22 protein-coding genes and 1 riboswitch are annotated in these 23,983 nt (G+C 36.9%); of the genes, 13 read left to right on the top strand and 9 right to left on the bottom strand.

The window, feature by feature from the left end; genetic code table 11:
- From MKX78_RS20160 to MKX78_RS20140, 5 genes are all read left to right on the top strand, one after another.
- Positions 1-303, top strand: coding sequence for a hypothetical protein (locus tag MKX78_RS20160; protein ID WP_341052110.1), 303 nt, complete (start codon positions 1-3; stop codon positions 301-303).
- 3 nt (positions 304-306) lie between these two features.
- On the top strand, positions 307-456 hold the full coding sequence (locus tag MKX78_RS20155; protein WP_341052108.1) for a hypothetical protein: 150 nt from the start codon (positions 307-309) through the stop codon (positions 454-456).
- An 18-nt stretch (positions 457-474) separates the two neighbouring features.
- Complete coding sequence (locus MKX78_RS20150; RefSeq protein WP_341052106.1) at positions 475-699, top strand: hypothetical protein; 225 nt, start codon at positions 475-477, stop codon at positions 697-699.
- Positions 700-906: 207 nt separating this feature from the next.
- Positions 907-1,482 (top strand): TetR/AcrR family transcriptional regulator, encoded by a 576-nt coding sequence (locus MKX78_RS20145; protein ID WP_307317724.1) that lies wholly within the window; start codon positions 907-909, stop codon positions 1,480-1,482.
- Positions 1,483-1,571: 89 nt separating this feature from the next.
- A complete protein-coding gene (locus MKX78_RS20140; protein ID WP_307317721.1) occupies positions 1,572-4,676 on the top strand; it encodes an MMPL family transporter in 3,105 nt (1,034 codons plus the stop codon).
- Between the two features lie 91 nt (positions 4,677-4,767).
- On the opposite strand, the gene MKX78_RS20135 is transcribed toward MKX78_RS20140, so the two are convergent.
- From MKX78_RS20135 to MKX78_RS20115, 5 genes are all read right to left on the bottom strand, one after another.
- Entirely contained in the window at positions 4,768-5,439 is a 672-nt protein-coding gene (locus MKX78_RS20135; RefSeq protein WP_095371958.1) for a methionine ABC transporter permease, read from the bottom strand.
- On the bottom strand, positions 5,414-6,451 hold the full coding sequence (locus tag MKX78_RS20130) for a methionine ABC transporter ATP-binding protein (protein WP_251162039.1): 1,038 nt from the start codon (positions 6,449-6,451) through the stop codon (positions 5,414-5,416). Before MKX78_RS20130 ends, MKX78_RS20135 begins: the two co-directional genes overlap by 26 nt.
- Positions 6,452-6,490: 39 nt before the next feature.
- The gene (locus MKX78_RS20125; RefSeq protein ID WP_307317718.1) at positions 6,491-7,312 is read right to left on the bottom strand and encodes a MetQ/NlpA family ABC transporter substrate-binding protein; all 822 of its coding nucleotides are present in this window, start codon (positions 7,310-7,312) and stop codon (positions 6,491-6,493) included.
- The gene (locus tag MKX78_RS20120) at positions 7,309-8,424 is read right to left on the bottom strand and encodes an iron-containing alcohol dehydrogenase family protein (RefSeq protein WP_307317716.1); all 1,116 of its coding nucleotides are present in this window, start codon (positions 8,422-8,424) and stop codon (positions 7,309-7,311) included. The genes MKX78_RS20125 and MKX78_RS20120 overlap by 4 nt, the downstream gene beginning before the upstream one ends.
- 92 nt (positions 8,425-8,516) lie before the next feature.
- A riboswitch (SAM riboswitch) is annotated at positions 8,517-8,632 on the bottom strand.
- Between the two features lie 79 nt (positions 8,633-8,711).
- Entirely contained in the window at positions 8,712-9,287 is a 576-nt protein-coding gene (locus MKX78_RS20115) for a hypothetical protein (protein WP_180316933.1), read from the bottom strand.
- A 310-nt stretch (positions 9,288-9,597) separates the two neighbouring features.
- On the opposite strand from MKX78_RS20115, the gene MKX78_RS20110 reads away from it, so the two are divergent.
- The 3 genes from MKX78_RS20110 (at position 9,598) to MKX78_RS20100 (ending at position 13,346) form a co-directional block, all read left to right on the top strand.
- Positions 9,598-10,035 carry a GNAT family N-acetyltransferase gene (locus MKX78_RS20110; protein ID WP_307317828.1) on the top strand — a complete coding sequence of 146 codons (438 nt, stop codon included), beginning with the start codon at positions 9,598-9,600 and terminating at the stop codon, positions 10,033-10,035.
- Positions 10,036-10,153: 118 nt separating this feature from the next.
- Positions 10,154-11,569: a hypothetical protein gene (locus tag MKX78_RS20105; protein WP_307317711.1), complete on the top strand. Its 1,416-nt coding sequence runs from the start codon at positions 10,154-10,156 to the stop codon at positions 11,567-11,569.
- Between the two features lie 259 nt (positions 11,570-11,828).
- The gene (locus MKX78_RS20100) at positions 11,829-13,346 is read left to right on the top strand and encodes a glycine betaine uptake BCCT transporter (RefSeq protein ID WP_095373605.1); all 1,518 of its coding nucleotides are present in this window, start codon (positions 11,829-11,831) and stop codon (positions 13,344-13,346) included.
- 40 nt (positions 13,347-13,386) lie between these two features.
- Here the strand turns inward: MKX78_RS20100 and MKX78_RS20095 are convergent, their stop codons facing one another.
- Together MKX78_RS20095 and MKX78_RS20090 are read right to left on the bottom strand one after the other, a co-directional pair.
- On the bottom strand, positions 13,387-14,409 hold the full coding sequence (locus tag MKX78_RS20095; protein ID WP_307317709.1) for an HAAS signaling domain-containing protein: 1,023 nt from the start codon (positions 14,407-14,409) through the stop codon (positions 13,387-13,389).
- Positions 14,396-14,743: a PadR family transcriptional regulator gene (locus tag MKX78_RS20090; protein WP_095371966.1), complete on the bottom strand. Its 348-nt coding sequence runs from the start codon at positions 14,741-14,743 to the stop codon at positions 14,396-14,398. Before MKX78_RS20090 ends, MKX78_RS20095 begins: the two co-directional genes overlap by 14 nt.
- Before the next feature lie 290 nt (positions 14,744-15,033).
- On the opposite strand from MKX78_RS20090, the gene MKX78_RS20085 reads away from it, so the two are divergent.
- Both MKX78_RS20085 and MKX78_RS20080 read left to right on the top strand, forming a co-directional pair.
- Entirely contained in the window at positions 15,034-16,152 is a 1,119-nt protein-coding gene (locus MKX78_RS20085) for a mechanosensitive ion channel family protein (protein WP_095371967.1), read from the top strand.
- 86 nt (positions 16,153-16,238) lie between these two features.
- Positions 16,239-16,841 (top strand): pyroglutamyl-peptidase I, encoded by a 603-nt coding sequence (locus tag MKX78_RS20080; protein ID WP_095371968.1) that lies wholly within the window; start codon positions 16,239-16,241, stop codon positions 16,839-16,841.
- A gap of 259 nt (positions 16,842-17,100) precedes the next feature.
- Here the strand turns inward: MKX78_RS20080 and MKX78_RS20075 are convergent, their stop codons facing one another.
- Together MKX78_RS20075 and MKX78_RS20070 are read right to left on the bottom strand one after the other, a co-directional pair.
- Positions 17,101-19,233 (bottom strand): MMPL family transporter, encoded by a 2,133-nt coding sequence (locus MKX78_RS20075; RefSeq protein WP_307317705.1) that lies wholly within the window; start codon positions 19,231-19,233, stop codon positions 17,101-17,103.
- Between the two features lie 95 nt (positions 19,234-19,328).
- Complete coding sequence (locus tag MKX78_RS20070; protein WP_095371970.1) at positions 19,329-19,895, bottom strand: TetR/AcrR family transcriptional regulator; 567 nt, start codon at positions 19,893-19,895, stop codon at positions 19,329-19,331.
- A 521-nt stretch (positions 19,896-20,416) separates the two neighbouring features.
- On the opposite strand from MKX78_RS20070, the gene MKX78_RS20065 reads away from it, so the two are divergent.
- The 3 genes from MKX78_RS20065 (at position 20,417) to MKX78_RS20055 (ending at position 23,980) form a co-directional block, all read left to right on the top strand.
- Complete coding sequence (locus MKX78_RS20065; RefSeq protein ID WP_095371971.1) at positions 20,417-21,490, top strand: amino acid ABC transporter substrate-binding protein; 1,074 nt, start codon at positions 20,417-20,419, stop codon at positions 21,488-21,490.
- 100 nt (positions 21,491-21,590) lie between these two features.
- The gene (locus MKX78_RS20060; protein ID WP_370873381.1) at positions 21,591-22,766 is read left to right on the top strand and encodes an amino acid ABC transporter permease; all 1,176 of its coding nucleotides are present in this window, start codon (positions 21,591-21,593) and stop codon (positions 22,764-22,766) included.
- An 8-nt stretch (positions 22,767-22,774) separates the two neighbouring features.
- Positions 22,775-23,980 (top strand): amino acid ABC transporter permease, encoded by a 1,206-nt coding sequence (locus tag MKX78_RS20055; protein WP_095371973.1) that lies wholly within the window; start codon positions 22,775-22,777, stop codon positions 23,978-23,980.
- The last annotated feature ends 3 nt before the right edge of the window (positions 23,981-23,983 follow it).

Genomic DNA, 23,983 nt, shown 5'->3' with positions numbered 1-23,983 from the left:
GTGGCAAACAAAGAACTGCGCGCAAAACATAAATACGCGCAAAAGCGAGAAGTGGCAAACAAAGAATTGCGCGCAAATCATAAATACGCGCAAAAGCGAGAAGTGGCAAACAAAGAATTGCGCGCAAAACATAAATACGCGCAAAAGCGAGGAGTAGTAAACAAAGAACTGCGCGCAACCCATGAATACGCGCAAAAGCGAGGAGTAGCAAACAAAGAACTGCGCGCAAAACATAAATACGCGCAAAAGCGAGAAGTGGCAAACAAAGAATTGCGCGCAAATGATGAATACGCGCAAAAGTGAGAAGTGGCAAACAAAGAACTGCGCGCAAAACATAAATATGCGCAAAAGCGAGAAGTGGCAAACAAAGAATTGCGCGCAAATGATGAATACGCGCAAAAGCGAGGAGTAACAAACAAAGAACTGCGCGCAAATGATGAATACGCGCAAAATTGAGGAGTAACAAACAAAGAATTGCGCGCAAATGATGAATACGCGCAAAAGCGAGGAGTAACAAACAAAGAATTGCGCGCAAATGATGAATACGCGCAAAAGCGAGGAGTAACAAACAAAGAACTGCGCGCAAATGATGAATACGCGCAAAAGCGAGGAGTGGCAAACAAAGAACTGCGCGCAAATCATAAATACGCGCAAAAGCGAGGAGTGGCAAACAAAGAACTGCGCGCAACCCATATATAAACCCAAACTCACAAAAACGAAGATGGTGTGTTAAATAGTTGTTTGTGTACATCTTCCTATAGTCAATGGCAAGTCTGCCATTTTTGCTTAAAGTCCAAATACCTCTCTCTTTTCCCTTGTAAAATATAAAAAAATATATTATTCTATTCCCAAAAGGAATGAATGTTCATTCCGAATCATATATTGACTAAAGTGAGGAGAGAGTATATGACGGACGCAAAAAAGTCGAAGCGGCAAGATATATTGGATGCCGCGATTGTTTTGTTTGCAGAGAGGGGGTATAACGGGACGACGGTACCAATGATTGCTGATGCTGCAAAGGTTGGGGCAGGAACGATTTATCGTTATTTTGATCATAAAGAGAACTTAGTTAATGTGCTCTTCCAGGAAAAACTAAATGCGTTATTTGAACAATTATTAAAGGATTATCCGACTGATGCAAGTATCCGTGAACAATTTCATCATATCTTTGAGAGTATTCACCACTTTGCGATGGGAGATACACATGCGCTACATTTCATTGATTCTCATTGTAATGAAATGTTTTTAACAGAAGAGAGTCAGGAACTTTTTGATTCGTTTATAGAGTATATCTCCAATGTTGTTAGGGTTGGTCAAGAAAGAGGAGAAATCATTGTTCTACAAACAGAGGCTTTGATAGGTATTGTTTATGGTGCCATTGTACAAATCTTAAAAATGGTGCGGGCAGGAACGATCGATGGTAGTTCTCCTTTAATGGATAACTTAGAGGAATGTTGTTGGAATGCGATTAAAGCCAACTAGTTAAGCTAGCTTGAAAGTTGATTTCAAGCTGAACATAAATAGGAATGAATATTCATTCCGTTATTTAAAAAAGAGAAAGGAGCCAGAACGTGTCAAAGTTTAAAAATGTAAGAACCCTATTATTTTTCGGGTGGGTTGTCATCTCAATATTAAGTTTCCTTTGGATGCCGAATATGGATGACCTTGTTAGAGAAAAGGGGCAAATAACCATACCAGATAATGCCTTAAGTAGAGAAGCGTCACACATGTTAGAGGAAATGGATGAGAATGCAAATACGTATGATTTTATAGCAGTAATAGGATCAAAAGATGGCAAGAAAATGTCTAATCAGGAGAAAGAGGAATTAGATAAACTTCTTGCAGAATTAAAAGCCAGACAATCAACACTTGGTATCGAAGAGATGACAACGCATTTAGATGGTGAAGAAGCAGCTTCGGTTCTAACAGCTGAAGATGGTTCGACCATACTAGCGCAGATTTCTATTGACCGAGAGCAAGGAGAATTACAGGAAGTCGCTAATTCTCTTAGAAGTGAGCTCATAACAGATTCACTCCAGGTTTCTATTACTGGCAACGAACTTGTCATGGAAGACTTTGTTCAGGCGACGCAGGATGGGATTAAGAAAACCGAGGCAATTGCCGTCGTATTCATCCTACTCGTATTAATTCTTGTTTTCCGTTCACCGATTATACCGGTTATCTCATTATTATCTGTGGGTGTATCCTATATCGTCTCTATGTCTATTATTGCCAACTTAGTAGAATCATTTAATTACCCATTTTCAAATTTTACGCAAGTATTCTTAGTAGTGATTTTATTTGGAATAGGTACGGACTATAATATTTTACTTTTTACGAGGTTTAAAGAAGAGCTGAGTAAGCAAGAAACCATTTTAGAAGCACTGAAAGTTACCTATCGTACGGCAGGAATTACTGTTTTATATAGTGGTTTAGCGGTGTTTATTGGTTTTATTGTATTAATGTTTGCTCAATTTAGCTTGTATCAAGCTAGTTCGGCAGTAGCTATTGGTGTAGCAGTCCTTGTCGGAGTGTTGTATACATTTAATCCATTTTTCATGTACGTATTAGGGAAGAAAATGTTTTGGCCATCTAAGAAATTTGATGGTCATGCAGACAGTAAATTTTGGGGATTTCTATCAGGACATTCAATAATGCGTCCTTTTCTCTCATTACTTATTGTCCTCCTTATCTCTTTGCCATTTGTATTCAAATACTCGGGAGAATTAAGCTATAACGACCTTCTTGAAGTAGATGATTCTTTTGAATCAAAACAGGGGATCAATCGGATAGAAGACCATTTTCCTTCTGGGTTCTCAGCACCGGCAACATTAGTTATAAAAAATGAGCAATCACTCAATCAACAAGAGTCATTGCAAGCGATAGATGAATTGACAGAGAAAATATTAGCTGTAGATGGCGTATCCAAGGTACAATCTGTAACAAGACCAGCTGGAGAAAAAATAGCAGAACTCTATTTAAATGATCAAACAGATCAATTAAATCAAGGGATTGGGGATGCTAACAAAGGGGTAGGAACGATACATGATGGTTTATCTTCTGCTGAAGGAGAATTATCAGCCAATCAAAATAGTAATCAATTAGAAGATGTGCAAACACTCATTGATGGAACAACAAATGCTAAAAACGGAGCGTCGACCTTAGTTGAGGCACTGAATGAATTAACATCTGGAATTCAATCAGGTAGTAGTGGGGCAAGTGAGTTAAATCAAGGGATTGCAGATGTGAAGGCAAGTGTGGAACAGCTTTCTGGTGCAACTGGCACATTATTGAATGGCTATACAGATCTGCAAACAGGTCTTTCGAATACAGGCAATGTATTTTCGCAGATGAATACTGCTGTAACAAGCATGACTTTAGCATTTACGCAAATTGAGCAATCATTAACAAACTATATTGAAGAAAATCCCGAAGCTGCTTCAGATGAACATATGCAATTAGCATTAGGAACAGCAGGGGAGGCAAAGCAACAAGTTGAGGGGTTAAATGCGCAATTAGAAGCTGTCCATCCGCAATATGAAAGAGCGATGTCCCAGTTTGAAGAAGCGAATGCAGGACTAGAGCAAGTGGATGCTGGTTTAGAAAAACTGCATAACGGTTTAGTTGCATTAGAGTCAGGTGCAAATGAATTGCAAGCAGGGCTAGCAAATGGTGCAAATGCATCAGACGAAATGGCAACAAAATCGGGTGAATTAGCGTCTGGTTTAGCCCAGATTAATGAGGGACAAACCATGCTCCAAACGGGTTTAAATGATTTAAGTGAGAAAATGGTGGAGTTACAAAAGGGATTAGCAGAAAGTACAGATGGATTAAATCAAGTAGGAGAAGGTTTACAGGATGCAAATAAGTATCTTAGCGGGTTAAGTGACTCGAAAGCTTCAGAGAAATTCTTTATTCCAGAGGAAGTGTTAAATGGAGAGGAATTCCAGCAAGCACTTGATATGTATGTATCAGATAATCAAAAAATGACGACGTTGACGATTGTGTTAGAAGAAAATCCTTATACAAATGAAGCCATGAAGGTAATGGAGGAAGTCAATCGTCAAGTGCCGGCAAGCTTGAAGGCAACCATTTTACAAGATGCTGAATATGCAATCGGTGGGCAAACACAGCAAAATCTAGATTTACAAAATATTGCTACAGAAGATTTCGCCCGAACGGCAACAATAATGTTAATTGGCATTGGCGTCGTTCTAATGGTCATTACCCGTTCTGTTATGCAGCCATTATATATTATTGCTGCACTTCTATTAGCCTACTATACTTCATTAGGTATTAGTGAATGGATGAGTCAATCTATTCTTGGCGTGGGTGAACTCGCTTGGAATGTGCCGTTTTTTGGCTTTATTATGATTATCGCTCTTGGGGTCGATTATAGTATCTTTCTTATGATGCGTTTTAATGAAGTGGATGGTAATCCAGTAAATGCGATCTTAACGGCAGCGAAAAATATAGGTGGAGTAGTGATATCGGCTGCTATTATTTTAGGAGGGACCTTTGCTGCATTAATCCCTTCAGGTGTTATTACACTGATTGAAGTGGCGCTAGTTGTGATAATTGGGCTAATCATGCTGAGCTTACTTATGCTACCAATCTTAGTCCCATCATTTTTAGCCATTGGGGAGAAATTAAAGAGAAGAAGAGAAGAGACCTAAAGTTAAGAAGAACAATCTCTTCCCCGGTTTTCTTAAGACCTTTCAAGCAGAAATAAGAAAAGAGCCGAACATTTGCTTCGGCTCTTTTGCTTTAATCCTTCTTTAACTTCGCAGCCCAGAAATTCCCTAATGACTGTAATCCTTGTACTAAAATAATCAGTAAAATGACTGTGACATACATCACATCAACTTCATATCTTAAATGTCCATAACGGTAGGCTAAGTCACCAAGTCCTCCGCCGCCAACGAGTCCCGCCATTGCTGTAGCACCAATTAATCCAATTGTTGCAATCGTGAGTCCAAGAACGATTGAAGAGCGAGATTCTCTAACAAGTACATTCCATATAATATGTCTTGTTTTAATTCCCATTGCTTCATAGGCTTCGACTACGCCACGGTCAACCTCAAGTAATGCTGATTCCATTAAGCGCGCAATATATGGAGCAGTATAAATAACAAGTGGGACAATTACGCCTTTTACACCAATCGATGTACCGACAATAAATTTGGTAAACGGTAGAATGAAAAATAATAAGATAATAAAAGGTACGGAACGAATGACGTTAATCACTACGTTGAGCACATTATATACAAATTTATTATCTAGGGCTTTACCTGGTCTAGTCAAAACAAGGAGAATCCCTAATGGTAGCCCGATCAGAATGGAGATAGCGAGAGAGATACCAACCATTTGGAAGGTTTGTATCGTTGATTCCCATAAATCAGCACCCCATGCATCAAGAAATTCGTTGATGGCGTTCATTGAGTGTCACTCCTTCCACATGGACTTGTTTCTCTTGTAAAAATTGTATGGCTTTGTTAATTTCTGCTGTATCGCCTTTAAAATGGACAAGCAACTGTCCGAATGCTTCATCTTTTAATCTTGTAATATTACCAGATAAGATATTAGGGAAAATATCATATTTTTTCGTTACTAATGCAAGTGCAGGATCACCTGATGATTCACCAAAGAAAGATAATGTTGCCACTTGGCCACTTTCACTTAATTCCTCTAATAGATCATCGGGGATATCATGTGAAAATAAGCTATTAACGAATCTTTTTGTTGTACTGTGTTGAGGAGAGGTAAAGATATCCTTCGTTCGTCCCTCTTCAATAATTTCCCCATTTTCCATAACGGCCACACAATCGCAAATCCTTTGGATAACATTCATCTCATGTGTAATAAGGAGAATCGTAATCCCTAATTCTTTATTGATTTTTAATAGCAAATCAAGAATTGCCTCTGTTGTATCTGGATCTAAGGCGCTTGTTGCTTCATCGCTGAGTAATACTTCTGGTTCATGCGATAATGCACGTGCAATAGCAACCCTTTGCTTTTGGCCACCAGATAACTCAGCTGGATAAGCATTTTGTTTTTCACTTAAACCGACAATCTCTAAATATTTATTAACGCGGCTCTTTACTTCTTTCTTATCTAATCCTGTTAGTTTAAGAGGGATAGCAATATTATCATAAACTGTTGCTGTTTTTAATAAGTTAAACCCTTGAAAAATCATGCCGATATGACTTCTTGCTTCACGGAGTTTTCCTGGTGTCAGCGTGGTTAAATCCACCCCATTGACTTTTACAGAACCACTATCAGGTTTTTCAAGTAAGTTCACACAGCGAATTAATGTACTTTTACCAGCGCCGCTGTATCCGATAACCCCGTAGATTTCTCCTTGATTCACTGATAGTGAGACATCCTTTAATGCATGGATGCTTCCTTGTTTTCCTGTAAAGGTTTTGGTTATATTCTTAAGCTCTATCATGATTTGATGCTCCCTCCGTAACGCTCATTTTTAATCATTTTACCAAGAGACGATAACTGATCCGTCAAATTCCTCTTCAACAAACTTTTCAATTTCTTCACTGCGGTAGATATCAGCTAATTTTTCAAGAATTTCATCATCTTTATTCTCCGTACGGACAGCAGCGTGGTTTACGTAAGGTGAATCCTTAGGCTCGATAAAGATAGCGTCTTTAGAAGGGATAAAACCAGCTTCAATTGCAAAGTTCGTGTTAATAGCTGCAGCGTCAAGCTCTTCTAGCTGACGAGCGATTTGAGCAGAGTCAAGTTCAATAAATTCATAGTTACCATTGTTTTTTTCAATATCACGAACTGTTGAATTAATACCTGTTTCAGGATCTAATTCGATTAATCCCGCTTTTTCAAATAGTAATAGAGCTCGGCCACTATTTGTTGGGTCACTCGGAAGACCGATTTTTGCGCCATCTTTTAATTCAGCTACATCTTTTACATTGAGTGCATAGATGCCCATCGGGAATGAAACGGTATCAAAAGATTTAACTAAATCTAAATTTCTATCTTCTTTAAATGCATTAAAATAAGGCTCAGTTTGAAAAATGTTTAAGTCAATCTCTTTTTCAGCTAATGCGACATTTGGCATCACATAATCAGTAAATACTTGTGATTTAATGTTGATATCTTCTTCTTTAGCTAATTCAATTACTTTTTCTAAGATTTGCTCATGTGGACCTGCAGTGACACCAATGACTAATTCTTCATCGTCATATAATCCTTCTGTAGAGTTGCTGGCTTCATCACTACCACATGCAGCTAAGCCTGTTAAAGATAATAAGAATGTTCCAGTTAGTAACCATTTTTTCATGATGTTTGAACTCCTTTTTGTTCATTTTGTTTTTCTAATAATCGAAGTGCTTGTAAAACAGAATGTTCACTTATCTCGTTTTTCATAAAGTGAATAGATTCAGTTGGGCGTATCGCCTTTTTTACAATTGTCTTCATTAATTGCTCATCATTCACATCAATAGTTAGACTAGAGAGACTACTTGGCAATTGCCAGCTCTCATAAAACGGGAGAAGGTAATCAACTTCCGTCCATTTTTCTTCAATGGCCAATTGACCAAGAATCCCGTAAGCGACTAATTCCCCATGAAGAAAATCTTGGGCTGCATCCGCTACGGTTAGTCCATTATGAAACGAATGGGCACCAGCGATTCGTCCTGCTTTTTCGCCGAATCCACCGACCATACCCCCAGTCATGATAATCGTTTCAATCACACGGATAAGTGCTTTTGAGGTTTCGTTTTTGGCTACTGATTGTAGTGCGGCTTCACCATCATTAAGCAATGTATCTCGGCAAATTTTAGCTGAAAATTGCGAAACTTGTTTAGGTACAGGAAGTGTTTCTTCAGGGTAAAAACTTTCAATTAGAGCTTCAGCTTCATAAAACTTGGCTAATGTATCCCCAATTCCTGCTTTTAAATAAGTAATAGGCGCTTTAGCAATAATTTCAGGTTCAACCAATACGAGGGTTGTCGCAATAGGGAACTCGGTATAATGAGTAAAGCTGCCTTCTTCATTATAAAAAACACTTAATGGTGTCCATGCGGCACAGGTAGCTGCGATTGTCGGTATAAGAATGGATTGAACAGATGCTTCAATCGCAACTGCTTTTGTTATATCTAATGCTGTCCCACCACCAATACCTATTACGCCATTAGCACCATCATTTGTTATTATTTCTTGGATGTCATGGACCTTTTTTAAGGTAGTGTGACCATCTATATAATGAAGGTGAATGTTGTTATCTATTACTTCCTTGGGCAAGTAGGGTTGCACGGCTTGCCAAGCTTTTTTACCGGTTATGATATGGTATTTGGAAACAGAAATATCTTTAAGTAGGTCGGGGAGTTCTGTTAGAATGCCTGAACCTAATAAATAATGTCCTGGAGCCCCTTTTACGATTGTTACAGTCATTTCCTCTCCTCGTTTCTCTTTTGATGTGATGATAAAAACAAAAATGCCTCTCATCATGAGAGGCATAAATATACTAGAATAGTAGTAAACCTCTCTCATATATCAAAATACCAAAAAGTATTTTGCAGGATTTAGCACCTGTTCATATGGGTATATGAATGGTTGCCGGGCGTCGCAGGGCCAGTCCCTCAGCCGCTCTTTATAAGAGAAAATGCTTTATTAAATTATATTCATAATATTATCTATTACATGAAAAGTCAATAACATAATTGAAATTAATCATTAAACTAGTGATGGTGTTCTACTTGTGGGGTGTTTTCTTCAATCGGATGAATTGAGTTCTTCGCTTCTTGATGAATTCCCGATGCGCAGATAATGGCGATGCTTAATAAGAATGTTAGATAGAAGGGCACAGGTCGATTTTTCAATGCTTCCTTTAATGAATGTTTTTTGTGCATGAGAAGCATCATGGCAAAAATACTAATTAAATAAATCAGATCCATGCTAATGATCATAAATGTAACTTCACTGGGTACCAACATAATGCCTAGCATTGCCCCCATCATACTTCCCATGAGACTTGACGCTTGAGCTTCAACGAGTCCGTTTGTTTTAAACGGTAGTCCTATAAAAATGGCAATGACAGCGCTAATGAGAATTGATAATACAGTTGCTTTAGCCATTTCTGGTAACCACACAGATATAATCAAACCGATTGTTAAGCTACTCGTCATACCAACCACCATGGGAATACATTTAGAATATTTTGTAGCTATTTCTTTCTTTTTTCTAACGGCACTAATAAAGAAAAAGAAACTGTAGCCGACAACTAGAAAAAGACTGAACAAAGCAAGCATATTCAAATTACCCTCCTTTGGATGCTCATAAAATACCTCGATGCCTCCTTTCATATATATTTTGTATCGTAGTGATTATGTCAGTGCAATGATAAGAAACTTTTTATACTGTTCATTCGTAAATGAATAAAGCAATATTTTCAAACTAAGAAAAGTGGTAGTCTTGGTTTATAAGTTTTCATTCAGAACAGTTTTATAAAAAAAGGAGTTTTTATATGGGGGAAGAAATAAAGATTAGACCGATACATATAAATGATGCAAGAGATATTCATGAAATGCATAGGCAAGATTCTATTATTCAACAAACAATGGCCTTATCATCGGGGAGATAAAAGATATTGAAGATTATATTGAAGGACTTACAAAAGAAGACCATGTATTTGTTGCAGAATGTAACGGTCATGTTCGAGGGATAGCTTCCTTAGAAGAGAGAAGTGGAAAGTTAAGATATAGCGGGAATGTGCCTATCTCTATTAATGAAGAAGTACAAGGAAGAGGGATTGGCAAGACGCTTCTTGAGCGAATAGTAAAGCTTGCCGATGAAGAGTTAGGACTCATCAGATTAGAGTTAGATGTATGTGCAGATAATATAAGGGCGATTGCATTATATGAAATGTTTAACGAGGCTTTGTCTAGCTCCGGACGCCATCGGCTCGAGGTCATAAGCCAATTCGTCAAAAAGGTTAAAAAACAACCTTTCTGCCGGCTCGTCTTATGCTTGTCACCGATAAGCGGGCGCCCTGCGCTTTTCTAATTTATAGATGTCATTATTATGGGAAGAATTAAAGAGAACCTTTAAATAGAAACGATTTAATGTTAAAATTTTACTTCCTGCACGTTAATTAAATCATAACTAAAGGAGAACAGCTGCTTTGAATCACTTAATAATGGAACAACTAAAAACCTATTTTAAAGGAATCAACCCAGATGATTTAGTTATGGAGCAGATGGAATTTGAAGAAAATGTGTATGATATCCTGTTGGAAGATTGGGGAGAGTCAATTGGCTCGGTTCGTATGGATGAATTAGGTGTGGCAGAGTTTTTCATTTATACGGATGAACTAGATGAAATTCCAGGGGAAATGAGTAAGTTTGATATGATCATGCAAGCAGAGCAGTTTATAGAAAGGTTCTATGATTCGACTTTCAGGCATGGGTTATATTTGTCAGCATACATTGACTTAGGTGAATATCATATGATTTTATATAATCGCAAAGATGAGCGGTTGAATAAGGAACTCCCTCATTCTGGAATTAGTTTTACAATGCTTAGTAATGGGGTATTAAGTGCAGTCGAAAGAGAAAGCATGGATTTTGAACTTGTCTATCCCAAAACACTGATTACGAATGAAGAAGCGAAGCGGATTTATTTAAATCATTTAAGGATTCTACCTGTTATTGCAAAGTATGATAATGACATATTTGTCAATGGTGATGATGAGTATCACTATGTTTATCAGTTGGAGGATTTTATTCTTGGTGTACACACAAATGGGGGAATACTTACCTCGGATTCGTTTGGTGTTGGCAAAACGCTGATGACATCCTTACCCGATTTGGCTGAATTTATAGATATTTATACATTGGCGGGAATGACGGAAGACCATATGCTTGTAGCTGAAGCAAAAACGAAAAGTGGTAGACTAGAGGTATGGAGTAAGTTACCTAAAAAATCTTTACGGGTGAGTGAGGAAGATTTATTAGATGATGAATTAGATATCCCTGGTGCGATAAAATTTGTATTCAATGCGGATGGAAGACTGCTTAAATTAATGGGCTTAGATGATTCTGAAACGTTTGTTTCTGGACATGTTAATTCGAAAGTGGCGCTTTTAACTGCTACATCAGTGTTACAAGCAGTTTGTGATAACCCTCATGATTATTTTAAACTGCAACAATTAGACAATAATGCAATAAGTCAAAAACCCGCAAACGGCATATACGATTTTACGTTTATTCGACAAGAAAGGGGCGTTCAAGTAGCTGATGCTTTGGTTCATATTCAAATAGACGATACAGGCTTGGTGAAATATGTAGATGTAGATAGTGAGGTACTCCAAGACTTCTCAAAGGTATCATTTGTCGCAAGCCTTACATTTAAAGCGGCAACAGAAATGATTAAGGAAAAGCTTTTTATGGAATTAAGCTGGGGAAAGAATATAGAGAAGCATCAATACACATTAACTTATTTACCGACCTATCCACTTACTACTGGTCATATTAAAATGATTGATATGAATACAGGGGAACCGTGGGTTATTGACACGAGTTGTATGGATCAATATTAAAACGAATACTGCCTTTTATGCTGAATAATGTATAAAGGCATTTTTTAATTAAGTGGCTAATACAAAGATACAAGGCTAAAGGTCTTGAAAATCGAGTTTAATATATTTTTAATTGGGTAAAAGGTGTAAGGGATTTGTCGAACGGTTGTGTATTCTGTCAGACAAAGAATAATAAATAAAATTTGTCTTAAACTATAACAAAGGTTTTTAGAGGCAGATTAAAGTGAAGTAGAAAAGATTTTTGGGAAAGGAACAATCTATGAAGAGAGTATCGAATGTTTTTTGGATAACTGTAGTAATTGTATTTATTTTTGTCGCTTTAGGTGTAGCGATTCCTAGTGTGTTCGAAAGGATAACAGCTAATTTACAAGATTTATTAACAAATGGTTTTGGATGGTATTACCTTATTTTGGTAACGATCATTGTCGTATTTTGTCTATTTCTCATTTTTAGTCCTATTGGCTCGATTAAATTAGGGAAACAGGATTCTAAACCGGAATTCTCTACTATCTCTTGGTTTGCGATGTTGTTTAGTGCTGGTATGGGCATCGGGCTTGTATTCTGGGGAGCGGCAGAACCGGTATCTCATTATGTCACACCTCCACTGGCGAACGGAGAGACAGATGAAGCGTTTAGAGAATCTTTACGATATACTTTCTTTCATTGGGGCATACATGCATGGGCTATATATGGACTTGTCGCTTTAGTATTAGCCTATTTTCAATTTAGAAAAGATGAACCGGGTTTAATCTCAGCCACATTAAAGCCTCTTTTTGGAAAAGCGATGGACGGTTTTTGGGGTACACTAATTGATGTATTGGCTGTATTTGCAACAGTTGTAGGGGTAGCAACGACCTTAGGGTTTGGTGCAGCACAAATTAATGGAGGATTAACGTATTTATTCGGGATCCCTGACAGTTTTATAGTACAAGTAATCATCGTTGCGATTGTCACAGTATTATTTATGCTTTCAGCGTGGTCAGGCTTGAGTAAAGGCATTCAATATTTAAGTAATGTAAATATGGTTTTAGCAGTAATATTGGTACTGCTTGTCTTTGTTTTAGGTCCAACAGTACTTATTTTAAATATGTTCACAGATACGATAGGTGGTTACATACAAAATATAATGCGAATGAGTTTTAGTATTTCACCACTGAATGAGGACCATCGATCATGGATAAATGATTGGACTATATTTTACTGGGCATGGTGGATTTCATGGTCTCCATTTGTCGGAATTTTTATCGCTCGTGTTTCAAAAGGTAGAACAATAAGAGAGTTTATCTCAGGTGTACTATTAGCTCCAGCGTTAGTTAGTCTTTTCTGGTTTGCGGTATTTGGTACATCAGCCGTGGACGTTCAAAGAAGTGGAGCGGTTGATTTAAGTCAATTTCCAACGGAACAAGTACTATTTGGTGTTTTCAGTGAGTTTCCAGGGTCTATGGTGATTTCGATTATTGCTATTCTATTGGTAGCCATTTTTTTCATTACTTCAGCAGATTCGGCCACATTTGTGCTAGGTATGCAAACAACTTATGGCTCTTTAAATCCTCATAATTCTGTTAAGCTGACTTGGGGAGTGGCACAATCATTAGTAGCCTTAATTTTGTTATATAGTGGGGGCTTACAAGGTTTACAAAATGCATTGATTATTTCCGCTTTCCCTTTCTCATTTATAATGATATTAATGATGATTTCAATTTATCGGTCATTAATGCAAGAAAAGAAAGAATTGGGTTTATATATTAAACCGAAGAAAAGAAAAAAAGAGCAATAAATAAAAGAAGCGCGGGGCTTTTATTCGCGCTTCTTTTTAGTTACAGTAAAGTATCATTCTTTATTTTACTTTTCTTAAAACCATCATACGAAGCATAAACAGCTGAAATGATTGTAATCGCAATAGATACCCCAATAATTGTGTCAAGAATTGAGCTTATACTTGTTGTTGTTGTGTTAAAGAGCTGACTAAGTTCATTGATTAAATTACTGTGAAAGAGATTTGGTTGCAGAATAATTAATAGGAACAAAATTGTATACAAGAGTTGATAGATAGTGTTAATGGTTGCTAAAGATTTGGTCCACTGCCTCTTTACCCATTTATATACCGTTAATGTGAGCTCGCATAAAAGAACAATCAAAACAAGTGGCCAGAATGAGAGAAGAAGCTCTTGGTTGAAAATCGGCGTCAGTAGGGTTAACCCTGTTTCTTGATTATTTTGTGTATAGATACCGACCCTATCAAGTGCGATGAAGTAAATGGTACCCCATATTGCTGTCCAAAGGAACGCAGCAAAAATATCGATCTTCGTGATTCCTTTTTTCTTGGGAATAACAGTGATATTTTTCAAATCATCTGGTGTCCATTTTTCTCCTGTACCGGCGATTTCATAAGGCGCGACGCCAGTTCGTTCCATAATGATGAAGACAATAGCGACCCAGAATACGACTTGGATAGCTGTAGATATAACCGTCCAAATCCCTTTGCCAAAGACAGTAAATATATAAGTCCAATCTTGATCGCTGTTTAGGTAAGTAATTACTCCTTCAAAAACGATAAAAGCAACAGCAAACCCAATGGCAAGTTGTAAAATCATCTTCATAGTGGTCATGAATAAGTCATAATAATCAGGACCGATTAAATAGGAGGGCGCATCGCGATAATTCTTCGCGATTTCTGCAGGATCTCCTAAGTCCTCCAATACAGCTTTAACATCTTCGAGCGAATAATTCTCTGGTAGCGCATCTAAGATGGATGATTTTAGCTCTAAAGCAATGTCATTCCGTTGTTTTTCTGGTAGACGCTTTGTAACCTCATGGATATAAACATCAATCCATTCCATTGTTATTTCCCCCCTCTAATAATAAATTCATTTCAGTAGACATTTTTGCCCACTCCTCCTTTAATACTGCGAATATTTTCTTCCCATATTCACTAAGCTGATAATATTTTCTTGGTCTGCTTTCGGTTGTGTCCCAACTACTAGTGACAAGTTCTTGTTTTTCCAGTCGTCTAAGTAGAGGGTATAAAGTACTTTGTTCTATTTCGATGCCTGATTGTTCTAAGTTTTGTACTAAAGAGTAGCCATATTGTGGTTCGTCTAACTGACTTAAAACCGCTAATGTAAGTGTTCCACGTTTTAGCTCTGTTGTAAGGGAATGTAATAAGTCTTTCAATTGTAATCACCTCGTTAATAACAATAGTGTATATCATACAGTATTATGAAATCAATAATAATGTGCATAATATTTTTCGACAGCATTTCTTAACATAAATCTCCAAGGTAGAATAGCTGAAAATGAGAAAGAATAAGAATGCAGAGGACAAGATACATTCGACATTATTTTCAACCATCAGGTTTGTTAACGTGTGGAACGGTTATTTACATAAAGTAATATCTTTTTACTAATGGTAACAAGCGGTGTTATGGTATGATAAACACTAGATTATAAGGAGGGACAGATAAATGGAAGGCGCTTTTTCATTCCTTGATTCTGAGAACACCTGGATACAGCTAGGGATATCAATAGGAATCGTAATACTTTTTTTAATTTTTCGCGGTATTTTTGCAAAATATTTGTTTCAACTATTAATGAAGGTGAGTAATAAGGCAAACTCTCAGCTTTTATCTCATATCTTTCTTTCTTTTGAAAAACCGGTGAAATGGATTTTCATCATTGTCGGTCTATATATCGCAATGGACTTTTTCCCATATTTAGAACAACATAATAGGATATTTGTTGCACTTATAAAATCCGCATTTATCACTATGATTGCTTGGGGATTATATAATGTAGCATCAGCTTCATCAGCAGTCTTTATAAAAATGCGTGATAAGTATAAGTTAGAGGTGGATGATATTCTCATTCCATTTTTATCACGTATGTTAAGAATAGTGATTATGGTTATTGCTGCAAGTATTATCTTGCAAGAGTTTGGATACCATATCAGTGGTCTTGTAGCAGGGCTTGGTATCGGTGGTGCTGCAATTGCTTTTGCAGCGAAGGATGCAATCGGTAACTTATTCGGAGGTTTCGTCATCATAACCGAGAAACCTTTTACAATCGGTGATTGGATTATGACGCCGAGTGTTGAAGGGACCGTAGAAGATATTTCCTTCAGAAGTACAAAAGTCCGGACATTCGCACAGGCGATTGTTACATTACCAAATGGGACAATTGCGAATGAACCCATTACGAATTGGAGCCGAATGGGAAAAAGACAAATTACCTTTAATTTATCGATCTCACATGAGACACCAAGACATAAGCTACAACGTATTGTTGATAGAATTCATTCAACTTTAGTAAATAATGATGATATCCATCCAGAAACCATCTTTGTTACTTTTGATGAAATTAAAGATAATTCATATGACTTATTTTTGTATTTCTTTACGAACACAACCAATTGGGGAGAATTCCTTAAAATTAAAGAGAATATTAACTTTCAAATCATTGATATTCTAGAGCAAGAAGGTGTCATCATTGCGCTAGAAAGCACTCGCGTATATGTTGATTCCGACAAGCTCCTTGCAGATCAGAAGGAAAACAAAGATCAATTAATGTTAGGGAAAGATTCTTAAAAACGAAATCGCTTCTTGTTTAGAAAAGAAGCGATTTCTCTTTTGGTAAAATAATTGAATATTCTACATAATGAAGGGTGAGATAGATGCAAAAATTATTATTAACCGGTTTTGAACCTTTTTTAGATTTTCCAATTAATCCAACCGCAGAAGTTGTGGAAGCATTAGATGGCAAAAAAATTGGGAATTATCATGTGCAAACGGCCTTGCTCCCCGTCTCGTTTAAACATGTAAAACAAACACTTATAACAAAAATGGAAGAAATGAATCCAGATGCCGTGATACTTATGGGGCTAGCAGCTGGTAGAGATAAAATAACGCCCGAGCGGATAGCGATTAATGTAAATGATGGACCTGTTGATAATAACGGAGTTCAACCAGTGGATGAGCCTATTCACATGGATGGCGAAGATGGTTATTTCTCTACTCTACCTAATAGGCAAATGATCGAAAGGCTTCATCATCATGGTTTCCCTGCAAAAATTTCTAATACAGCAGGAGCTTATTTATGTAACCATGTGATGTATCAAGTACTGTATTATATAAAAAAACATAACATTAATATCCCAGCAGGGTTTATTCATATTCCTGCGTCTCATCGATTAGCATTGACCAATAGTAAACTGCCTAGTTGGAGTCAAGAGGATTTAACAAGGGCGATCGAAATATGTATAGAAACGTTAGAGTAGTTAGGGGAATCTAATGTGATTTTAGGTTGAATTAGCATTTAAAGCAACAAATCCGAATAGCGTTAGAGTCTGAAGAGGCCTGGCAAGTGAAAGATATATCTTATATTGGGAGAGGAGTATTAAACGCTGTTTATCTAATTGAAGACCGTTCAAAAGGAAAGTTTGCAGTAAGAACTCCTTGGCTGTTATATTCTCAGTGTATAAAAACTGCCACAGAACATCATCTGTGGCAGTACAAACATAAATTAATTTTTGTATTCTATACGTTATTAGCAGATTTAGATTTTTGCTTATCTCCTTGTTTATCTTTCTCTAATAAAACAATTAATCCTGGTAAAAGTACACCTCTTATAAGGAATGTATCTAATAGAATTCCAACGGCTACAATAAATCCGAATACAAATAGTAACTCGATAGGTTGTGTCATTAGAACAGCGAATGTTGCGGCTAGAATCAAGCCGGCTGAAGAAATGACTCCACCTGTATGAGAAACAGCTAATTGAACAGCTTCTTTGACACTATGGTGCTTTCTTTCTTCTTGAAAGCGAGAAACGAGCATAATATTATAATCGATTCCAAGTGCGACAAGAAATACAAAGGCATATAAAGGAACGCGGTTACTTACAGCATCGATTCCGAAAAATATCTCTGTTAAAAATGTTCCTAATCCTAATGCTGCTAAGAATGATATGAGAATAGTTCCCATCATATAGATTGGCATTTTGATCGATTTTGTCAAAGCAATAAGGAGCAAGAAGATGAGGACCGTTTCAAGGGTAACAATCAAAAGGATATCATTATTGTTCACTTTACGATCATCTAATGATGACGCTGTTTCCCCTGAAAAATAAATGTCACCATCTATATTACTGTTATCTAATAACTCTTCTTTCTCATTTACTATTTTTTCTAGTTCATTAATACTTTCAATCGCATAAGGACTGTCATTGAAAGTCAAGCTCAGTTGAAGAACTTGATTGTTTTCAGCTGTCCCAGAAGGTCTAACTTCATTTACTTCTGACCTTGATGAAAGTTGTTCGACAATAGAAGAAATTTGTTCTTCAGATAATGCTTGTGATGATTCAACTAAAACAGTTGTTGGTGCAAGATCGCCGCTAGAGAAGTTTTCTTCTAATACTTCATAACCGACACGAGATGGCATATCTTCAGGGAAAGATTTTATCGTATCAAATTCATAGTCTAAGTTTGAAATATTTAATGCAGAAACGACCAAGATAACCCCGACAGATACAACTGATACAATCGGTTTTTTGACAACGAATTGTCCTACCTTACTCCAGAAAGAACTTCCTTTCACTGAATGGTCTCCCACTTGCGGTACTTTTGGCCAAAATGCTTTTCTGCCAAATAACGCAAATAACGCAGGGATGAGCGTTATGGATGAGATCATGATAATCGCCATTGCTGTTGCGAAAGTTGGAGCGAAGTTTCGATAATCACCAAACTCGGCAAAGAACAGAACAAGCATAGCGGCAAGAACCGTGCCTCCAGAGAAGAAAACAGGCATGCCAACGCTTCTCATGGCCACTTTCATCGCTTCAAAAGAGTTTTCATGGTTTTTTAATGCTTCTCTAAAACGTGAAAATACGAAAAGTGAATAATCAACTACTGCTGCAAATAACAAGATCAACATAATCGAAATAGTTTGTTGACTGAGATTTAATCCTAGGCTTCCGAAAATACCTAATGACTTCATAACAACTTCATAAACAAAGCCAGCAGCCAATAAAGGAATGATAGCAAGCAGTGGTGAGCGATAAATAACAATAAGTAAGACTAATATTAAAGCGACAGTAGATAAAATAAGGACAACATCAGCTCTTGAAAATAGGTCAAGAGAGTCTGCACTAATGCCAGCAGGTCCAGTTACCCAAAAGTTTAGGTCTGTTTGATCTTCGACAATATCTTGCATTTGATGAATGGAAGTTTGAATATCTCCGCTTTCCATACTAGATGCAAATTGTAGTGGAATAACTGCTATGGATTGATCATCAGAAAAGAAGCCTTTGAGTGCTTCAGGTGGTAATTGTTCTAGTGGAATGACCTCAGTTATTCCTTTAATGTCATTATCCTTAAAGCTATTTAGTTGTTCTGCTAAAACAGAGGTTTCAAGTTGCTCATCATTTTTATCCTGAAAGACAAGGATGGCAGGAATACCGTCAGCGCTTGGAAAGTATTTTTCTAATTTGTTTTGGGCGATAATCGATTGGCTATCTTCAGGGAGAGTAGCAATTCTTCCCACTTGATAATCTTTCGCATTAGGAGCAAAAAATGCTAACCCTAGCGCGATAACTAGCCAACAGACGATGGTAATCCAGGCCCCTTTTTTCGTTGCTACTCGATCAGTAATAGTATGGAGCAAGTTTTTCATTTGATAGGACATCCTTTCAAGTTAGGTTGGGGTAAATATCATAAAAATCCATGCTTCTATCATATTTTGCTCCAAAGTGACACATGTGTCAATTATTATGTGCGTATCCCGTTACTTACCATTTCAATAATGGATTGAACCCATTGCTCACGTGGTAACTGAAAATGATTTGGAATGGCTACTGATTGAAAAATAAAGCCTAATATCATTGTGTCTGGCAAGGAGGGGTTTAACTTTCCTTCTTGCTTACCTAATTGGACAAAGTTTTGTAAGCATGTATACATATTTATACTCATGCTCTTAAAATAAGTTTGATTTGCAACTGTTTTTTCGTTTGTTGTATTCACTTGCTTTGTAATATTGATTAATTCCTGAATCTCAGTTCTTTCAAAGATAATCTCCATTAAGTAAGTAAATTGCCGTTCAAAATCCCCTTTTTCCTCAATTTGCTCGAGTTTTTTCATAAACTGATTCATTTCATAAATCATAAAAGCTGTAATAAGTTCATCTTTATTTTCAAAATACTTATAAATTGTCCCTCTAGCTACATGTAGCCTTTCTGCTAGTAAACTAAACGTAAATCCTTCATATCCAACTTCTAGTAATAATGCTTGTGTATGTTCGTATAATTCTGTAATGGAGAACTTTCTATCTCTACCCATATTTATTCACCTCATCAATATTATAATCGTTTGTCATTTATAATCGAAAGTTATATCTTTTTCATTCATTATTTCTGCAAAAAGAAAGAAGATAAAGTGTTATATTGAGAAACTAGAAACTACTTTTATGGATTAATTACGAAAAAATGGAAGAAGAGAAGGGGAAGGTAAAATGTGGTCCGTTTTGGTAAAAAAAGATTATTAATCCGATGTGTAGAATGGGTATTTAGGATGAGTGTTAGTTAAACGAGAAACATTATTAAGAAATACTCTTATTTGTAAGTAAACATGATTAGACGTCAATCGTATAGGAAGAGATTAGTATGTTAGTAAAATTTTAAGTTGATTTATTAATTCTAAATATTTATATTTTTAAGAATATTTAAAATATAAATGTTGACTATAAAAAACAATAAAGTTAATATATAACATATAGTGATAGACAATCTTACATGGTAAGTCTATTACTATTGTTAAATATCTAAAAATTCTGTTAAATAACAGAATAAAGGGGGTTAATTATGAAGAAAATTTCTTTTGGTTTTATGAGTTTATTTTTAGTAGTATTGCTTGCTTTAACTGGTTGTTCAAATGAAGAGGCGGGGGGGAAGGAAAGCGGGGATTCAAATAATGGATCATCTGGAAGTTCTATTCTTAGTAAAGTGATTGATAATAAGAAGCTAGTTGCTGGGGTGAATGATGAATTGCCAGGGTTTGGCTACATCGATGAGAGTGGTAAGAACGTTGGGTTTGATGTTGATTTCGCTCGAGTACTAGCAGCGGGTGCGATAGGGGATGCCGAAGCCGTTGAGTTTAGACCTTTATCTGCTCAAGAGAGATTTACAGCTGTGCAAACAGGCGAAGTTGATGTGTTAATTAGAAACACAACATGGACAACAAACCGGGATTCGGAAGTTGGTTTGAATTTTGCTCCAACAACTTTCTATGATGGGCAAGGTATTATGGTGAGAGCTGACAGTGGGGTAGAGTCTCTTGAGGATTTAAAAGGTATGCGTATTGGTGTAGATACAGGAACAACAACAGAGCTGAACTTAGCAGATCAGATGAGGGCGCTTGGTATTGAGCATGAGGCGGTTGTGTTTGATGGTCAAGATGCAGTGGTAGCGGCATATGAATCAGGAAGCATCGATGCATGGACAACAGATAAATCAGGATTAGTTGCAAGGCAGGCAGTTATGGAAAATCCTGATGACCATAAGATTTTGGAAGAGAACTTATCGAAAGAGCCACTTGGACCGTCAGTAAAAGGTGGAGATGATAAGTGGTTTGATGCAGTGAACTGGATGGTTAATGCTACTATTCAAGCTGAAGAATTTGGCATCAATTCTAAAAATGTTGATGAATTTTTAGAATCGGAAAATCCTGAAATTAGAAGATTGCTAGGAACTGAAGGAAATCTTGGAGAACAGTTAGGGCTCCCTAATGACTTTGCCTACCAGATTATTAAACAAGTAGGGAATTATGGCGAAATTTTCGAGAAGAATCTTGGAGCAGATACTATTTTCAAGTTAGATAGAGGGTTAAACGCATTATACACTGATGGCGGAATTCTTTACTCTCCTCCATTCCGTTAAGTAAAGATAGACCTGCTTGATGAGAATTCTCTATAGCAGGTCTATTTTAAACTATTAGTTAAATAGGTACCTCTAGAAGGGAGTGTAAGATGTGAGTGAACTGTCGAATCAGAAGAAGTCGATTTCTCCACCATTTTGGCGAAATAAAAAGATTATCCCAATTATCTTACAAGTAGTATTTGCTATTATCGTTTTAGCATTCGGATATCTTTTAATTAACAATGCGTTAAGTGGACTAAGACAAATAGGTTTACAGTTAGGGTTCGATTTCCTTGCCAATACAGCGGGGTTTTCTATTTCGGAGGCGATGATTGATTATCAACCGACTGATACATATGGAAAAGCTTTACTCATAGGCATGCTTAATACATTGAGGGTTGCATTCTTTGGTATCATTTTGACGACTATTCTTGGATTGATTGTAGGGTTGTCGAGAATGTCGAATAACTGGTTATTAAGTAAACTTGCCGGAGCGTACATCGAGATTTTTCGAAATACACCATTGCTTGTACAAATTTTTATTTGGTTTTATGCCGTGTTTTTACCAATGCCAAAAATTCAAGAAGCCCTTCAGATTGGACCAATGCTTTTCTCAAATCGCGGTACAGCTATTCCTTGGTACGAAGAAAATCAAGGGATTTTACTCTGGGGCATTTTATTCCTTGTGTCACTGGTAATTGCTTTTTTTGTATATCGTTTGATGTTAAAGAAACAAATCGAGTCTGGGAAAAAGATTTTTCCATCATTGTGGGCGTTGGGCGTTATCGTGGTGGTTGCTATTATATCTTACGTAGTCACTGGAAATACACCAGTAACCTTCCATGCTCCGTCTGTTGCAGGAAATGGGTTTGATGGTGGTTTTGTCCTATCACCTGGATTTTCCGCTATATTACTCGGGTTGGTCATTTATACATCTACATTTATTGCAGAGATCATACGAGCTGGGGTCAATGGAGTCAATAAGGGGCAGTCTGAAGCTGCGAAAGCATTAGGGTTAAAAAATTCAACAGCTCTAAGATTGGTGATTTTCCCACAGGCTATTAGAATTATTATCCCACCTTTAACCAGTCAGTATTTGAACTTAACTAAGAATTCAAGTTTGGCTGTTGCAGTTGGTTATCAAGAGATTGTAAGTATCGGAAACACAGTAATGAATCAAGCGGGGCGCCCAATAGAGGCCATTGCGATAATGATTGCTGTTTATTTAACGTTTAGTTTAATTACTTCTTTATTTATGAACTACTTTAATAAGAAAGCACAACTCGTTGAAAGGTAGGTGTAAGCATGAACAATGAACCTCAAATAAACGTTACTACTGATACTTCGGTTGTGGGACCGCCTAAAAAAACAGTCGGTGTAGGTGGTTGGTTAAAGACAAACTTATTCGGTACTTGGCCAAATATTATCTTAACTATCGTGTCAGTTGCCATTATTTCATATGTTGTCTTCCATACAGGGGAATTTATTTTCACAGCTGATTGGACTGTTATCGAAACGAACTTTCGTTTACTCATGGTTGGGCAATTTCCATTAGAGGAGACTTGGAGAGTTTGGGTAGCTATTTTTCTCATTTCTGCTCTTTTAGGAAGCTCATGGGGGCTATGGCGAGGAGTGATGAGGCATGTGGCATTGGTTATTGCTGGGCTAATGCTCGTTTCGCTTGTCCTGCCATTTATCCAAACAAATACGAGGCTTATTCTTGTAGGGAATATTATTTTTATTTTCCTCTTTTATATAATAGGAAGAAAAGTGAAGAAGCTAAAAATCCCAGTTTTATTATTATGGATATTGTTCATTCCGCTTGTTATTTCTCTATTCAATGGTTTCGGTATTTTACCAAAAGTGAATTCTAATATTTGGGGAGGTTTCTTGTTAACGCTACTTATTGCAAGTGTGGCAATTGTTTGTTCTTTTCCTTTGGGAGTTTTATTAGCTCTAGGAAGACGAAGTAAACTCCCTGTAGTGAAATGGTTTTGTATCATTTATATTGAACTGATAAGAGGGATCCCTCTAATTACAATACTATTTGTATTTCAGTTGATGTTGCCGCTTTTTTTAGGTAATAGTATTGACGTGAGTAATGTCCTCAGGGCAATGGTTGGTTTCACATTATTTAGTGCGGCGTATTTAGCTGAAAATATAAGAGGTGGATTGCAATCGATCCCGAGGGGACAATTCGAGGCAGCGCAAGCTTTAGGTTTAAATTCCACATATACCATGGGTTTTGTTGTTCTTCCTCAAGCTATCAAAGCTGTAATTCCAGCTTGTGTTGGTCAATTTATCTCAATTTTCAAAGATACTTCTCTTGTAGCGATTGTAGGATTAACTGAATTATTAGGGATGGGGCAAAAGGTGATTGCAAATCCTGCCTTTTTAGGTAAGAACATGGAAGTATTTCTGTTTATCGCGTTTATTTACTTTATATTCTGTTCGCTTATGTCGTATGTAAGTAGAAGATTAGAAAATACTTTAGGTGCTGGAGAGCGTTAGGGG

Source organism: Cytobacillus sp. FSL R5-0569, assembly GCF_038007265.1.
Classification (GTDB): Bacteria; Bacillota; Bacilli; order Bacillales; family Cytobacillaceae; genus Cytobacillus; species Cytobacillus kochii.
This window is presented reverse-complemented; position numbering and strand designations above follow the sequence as displayed.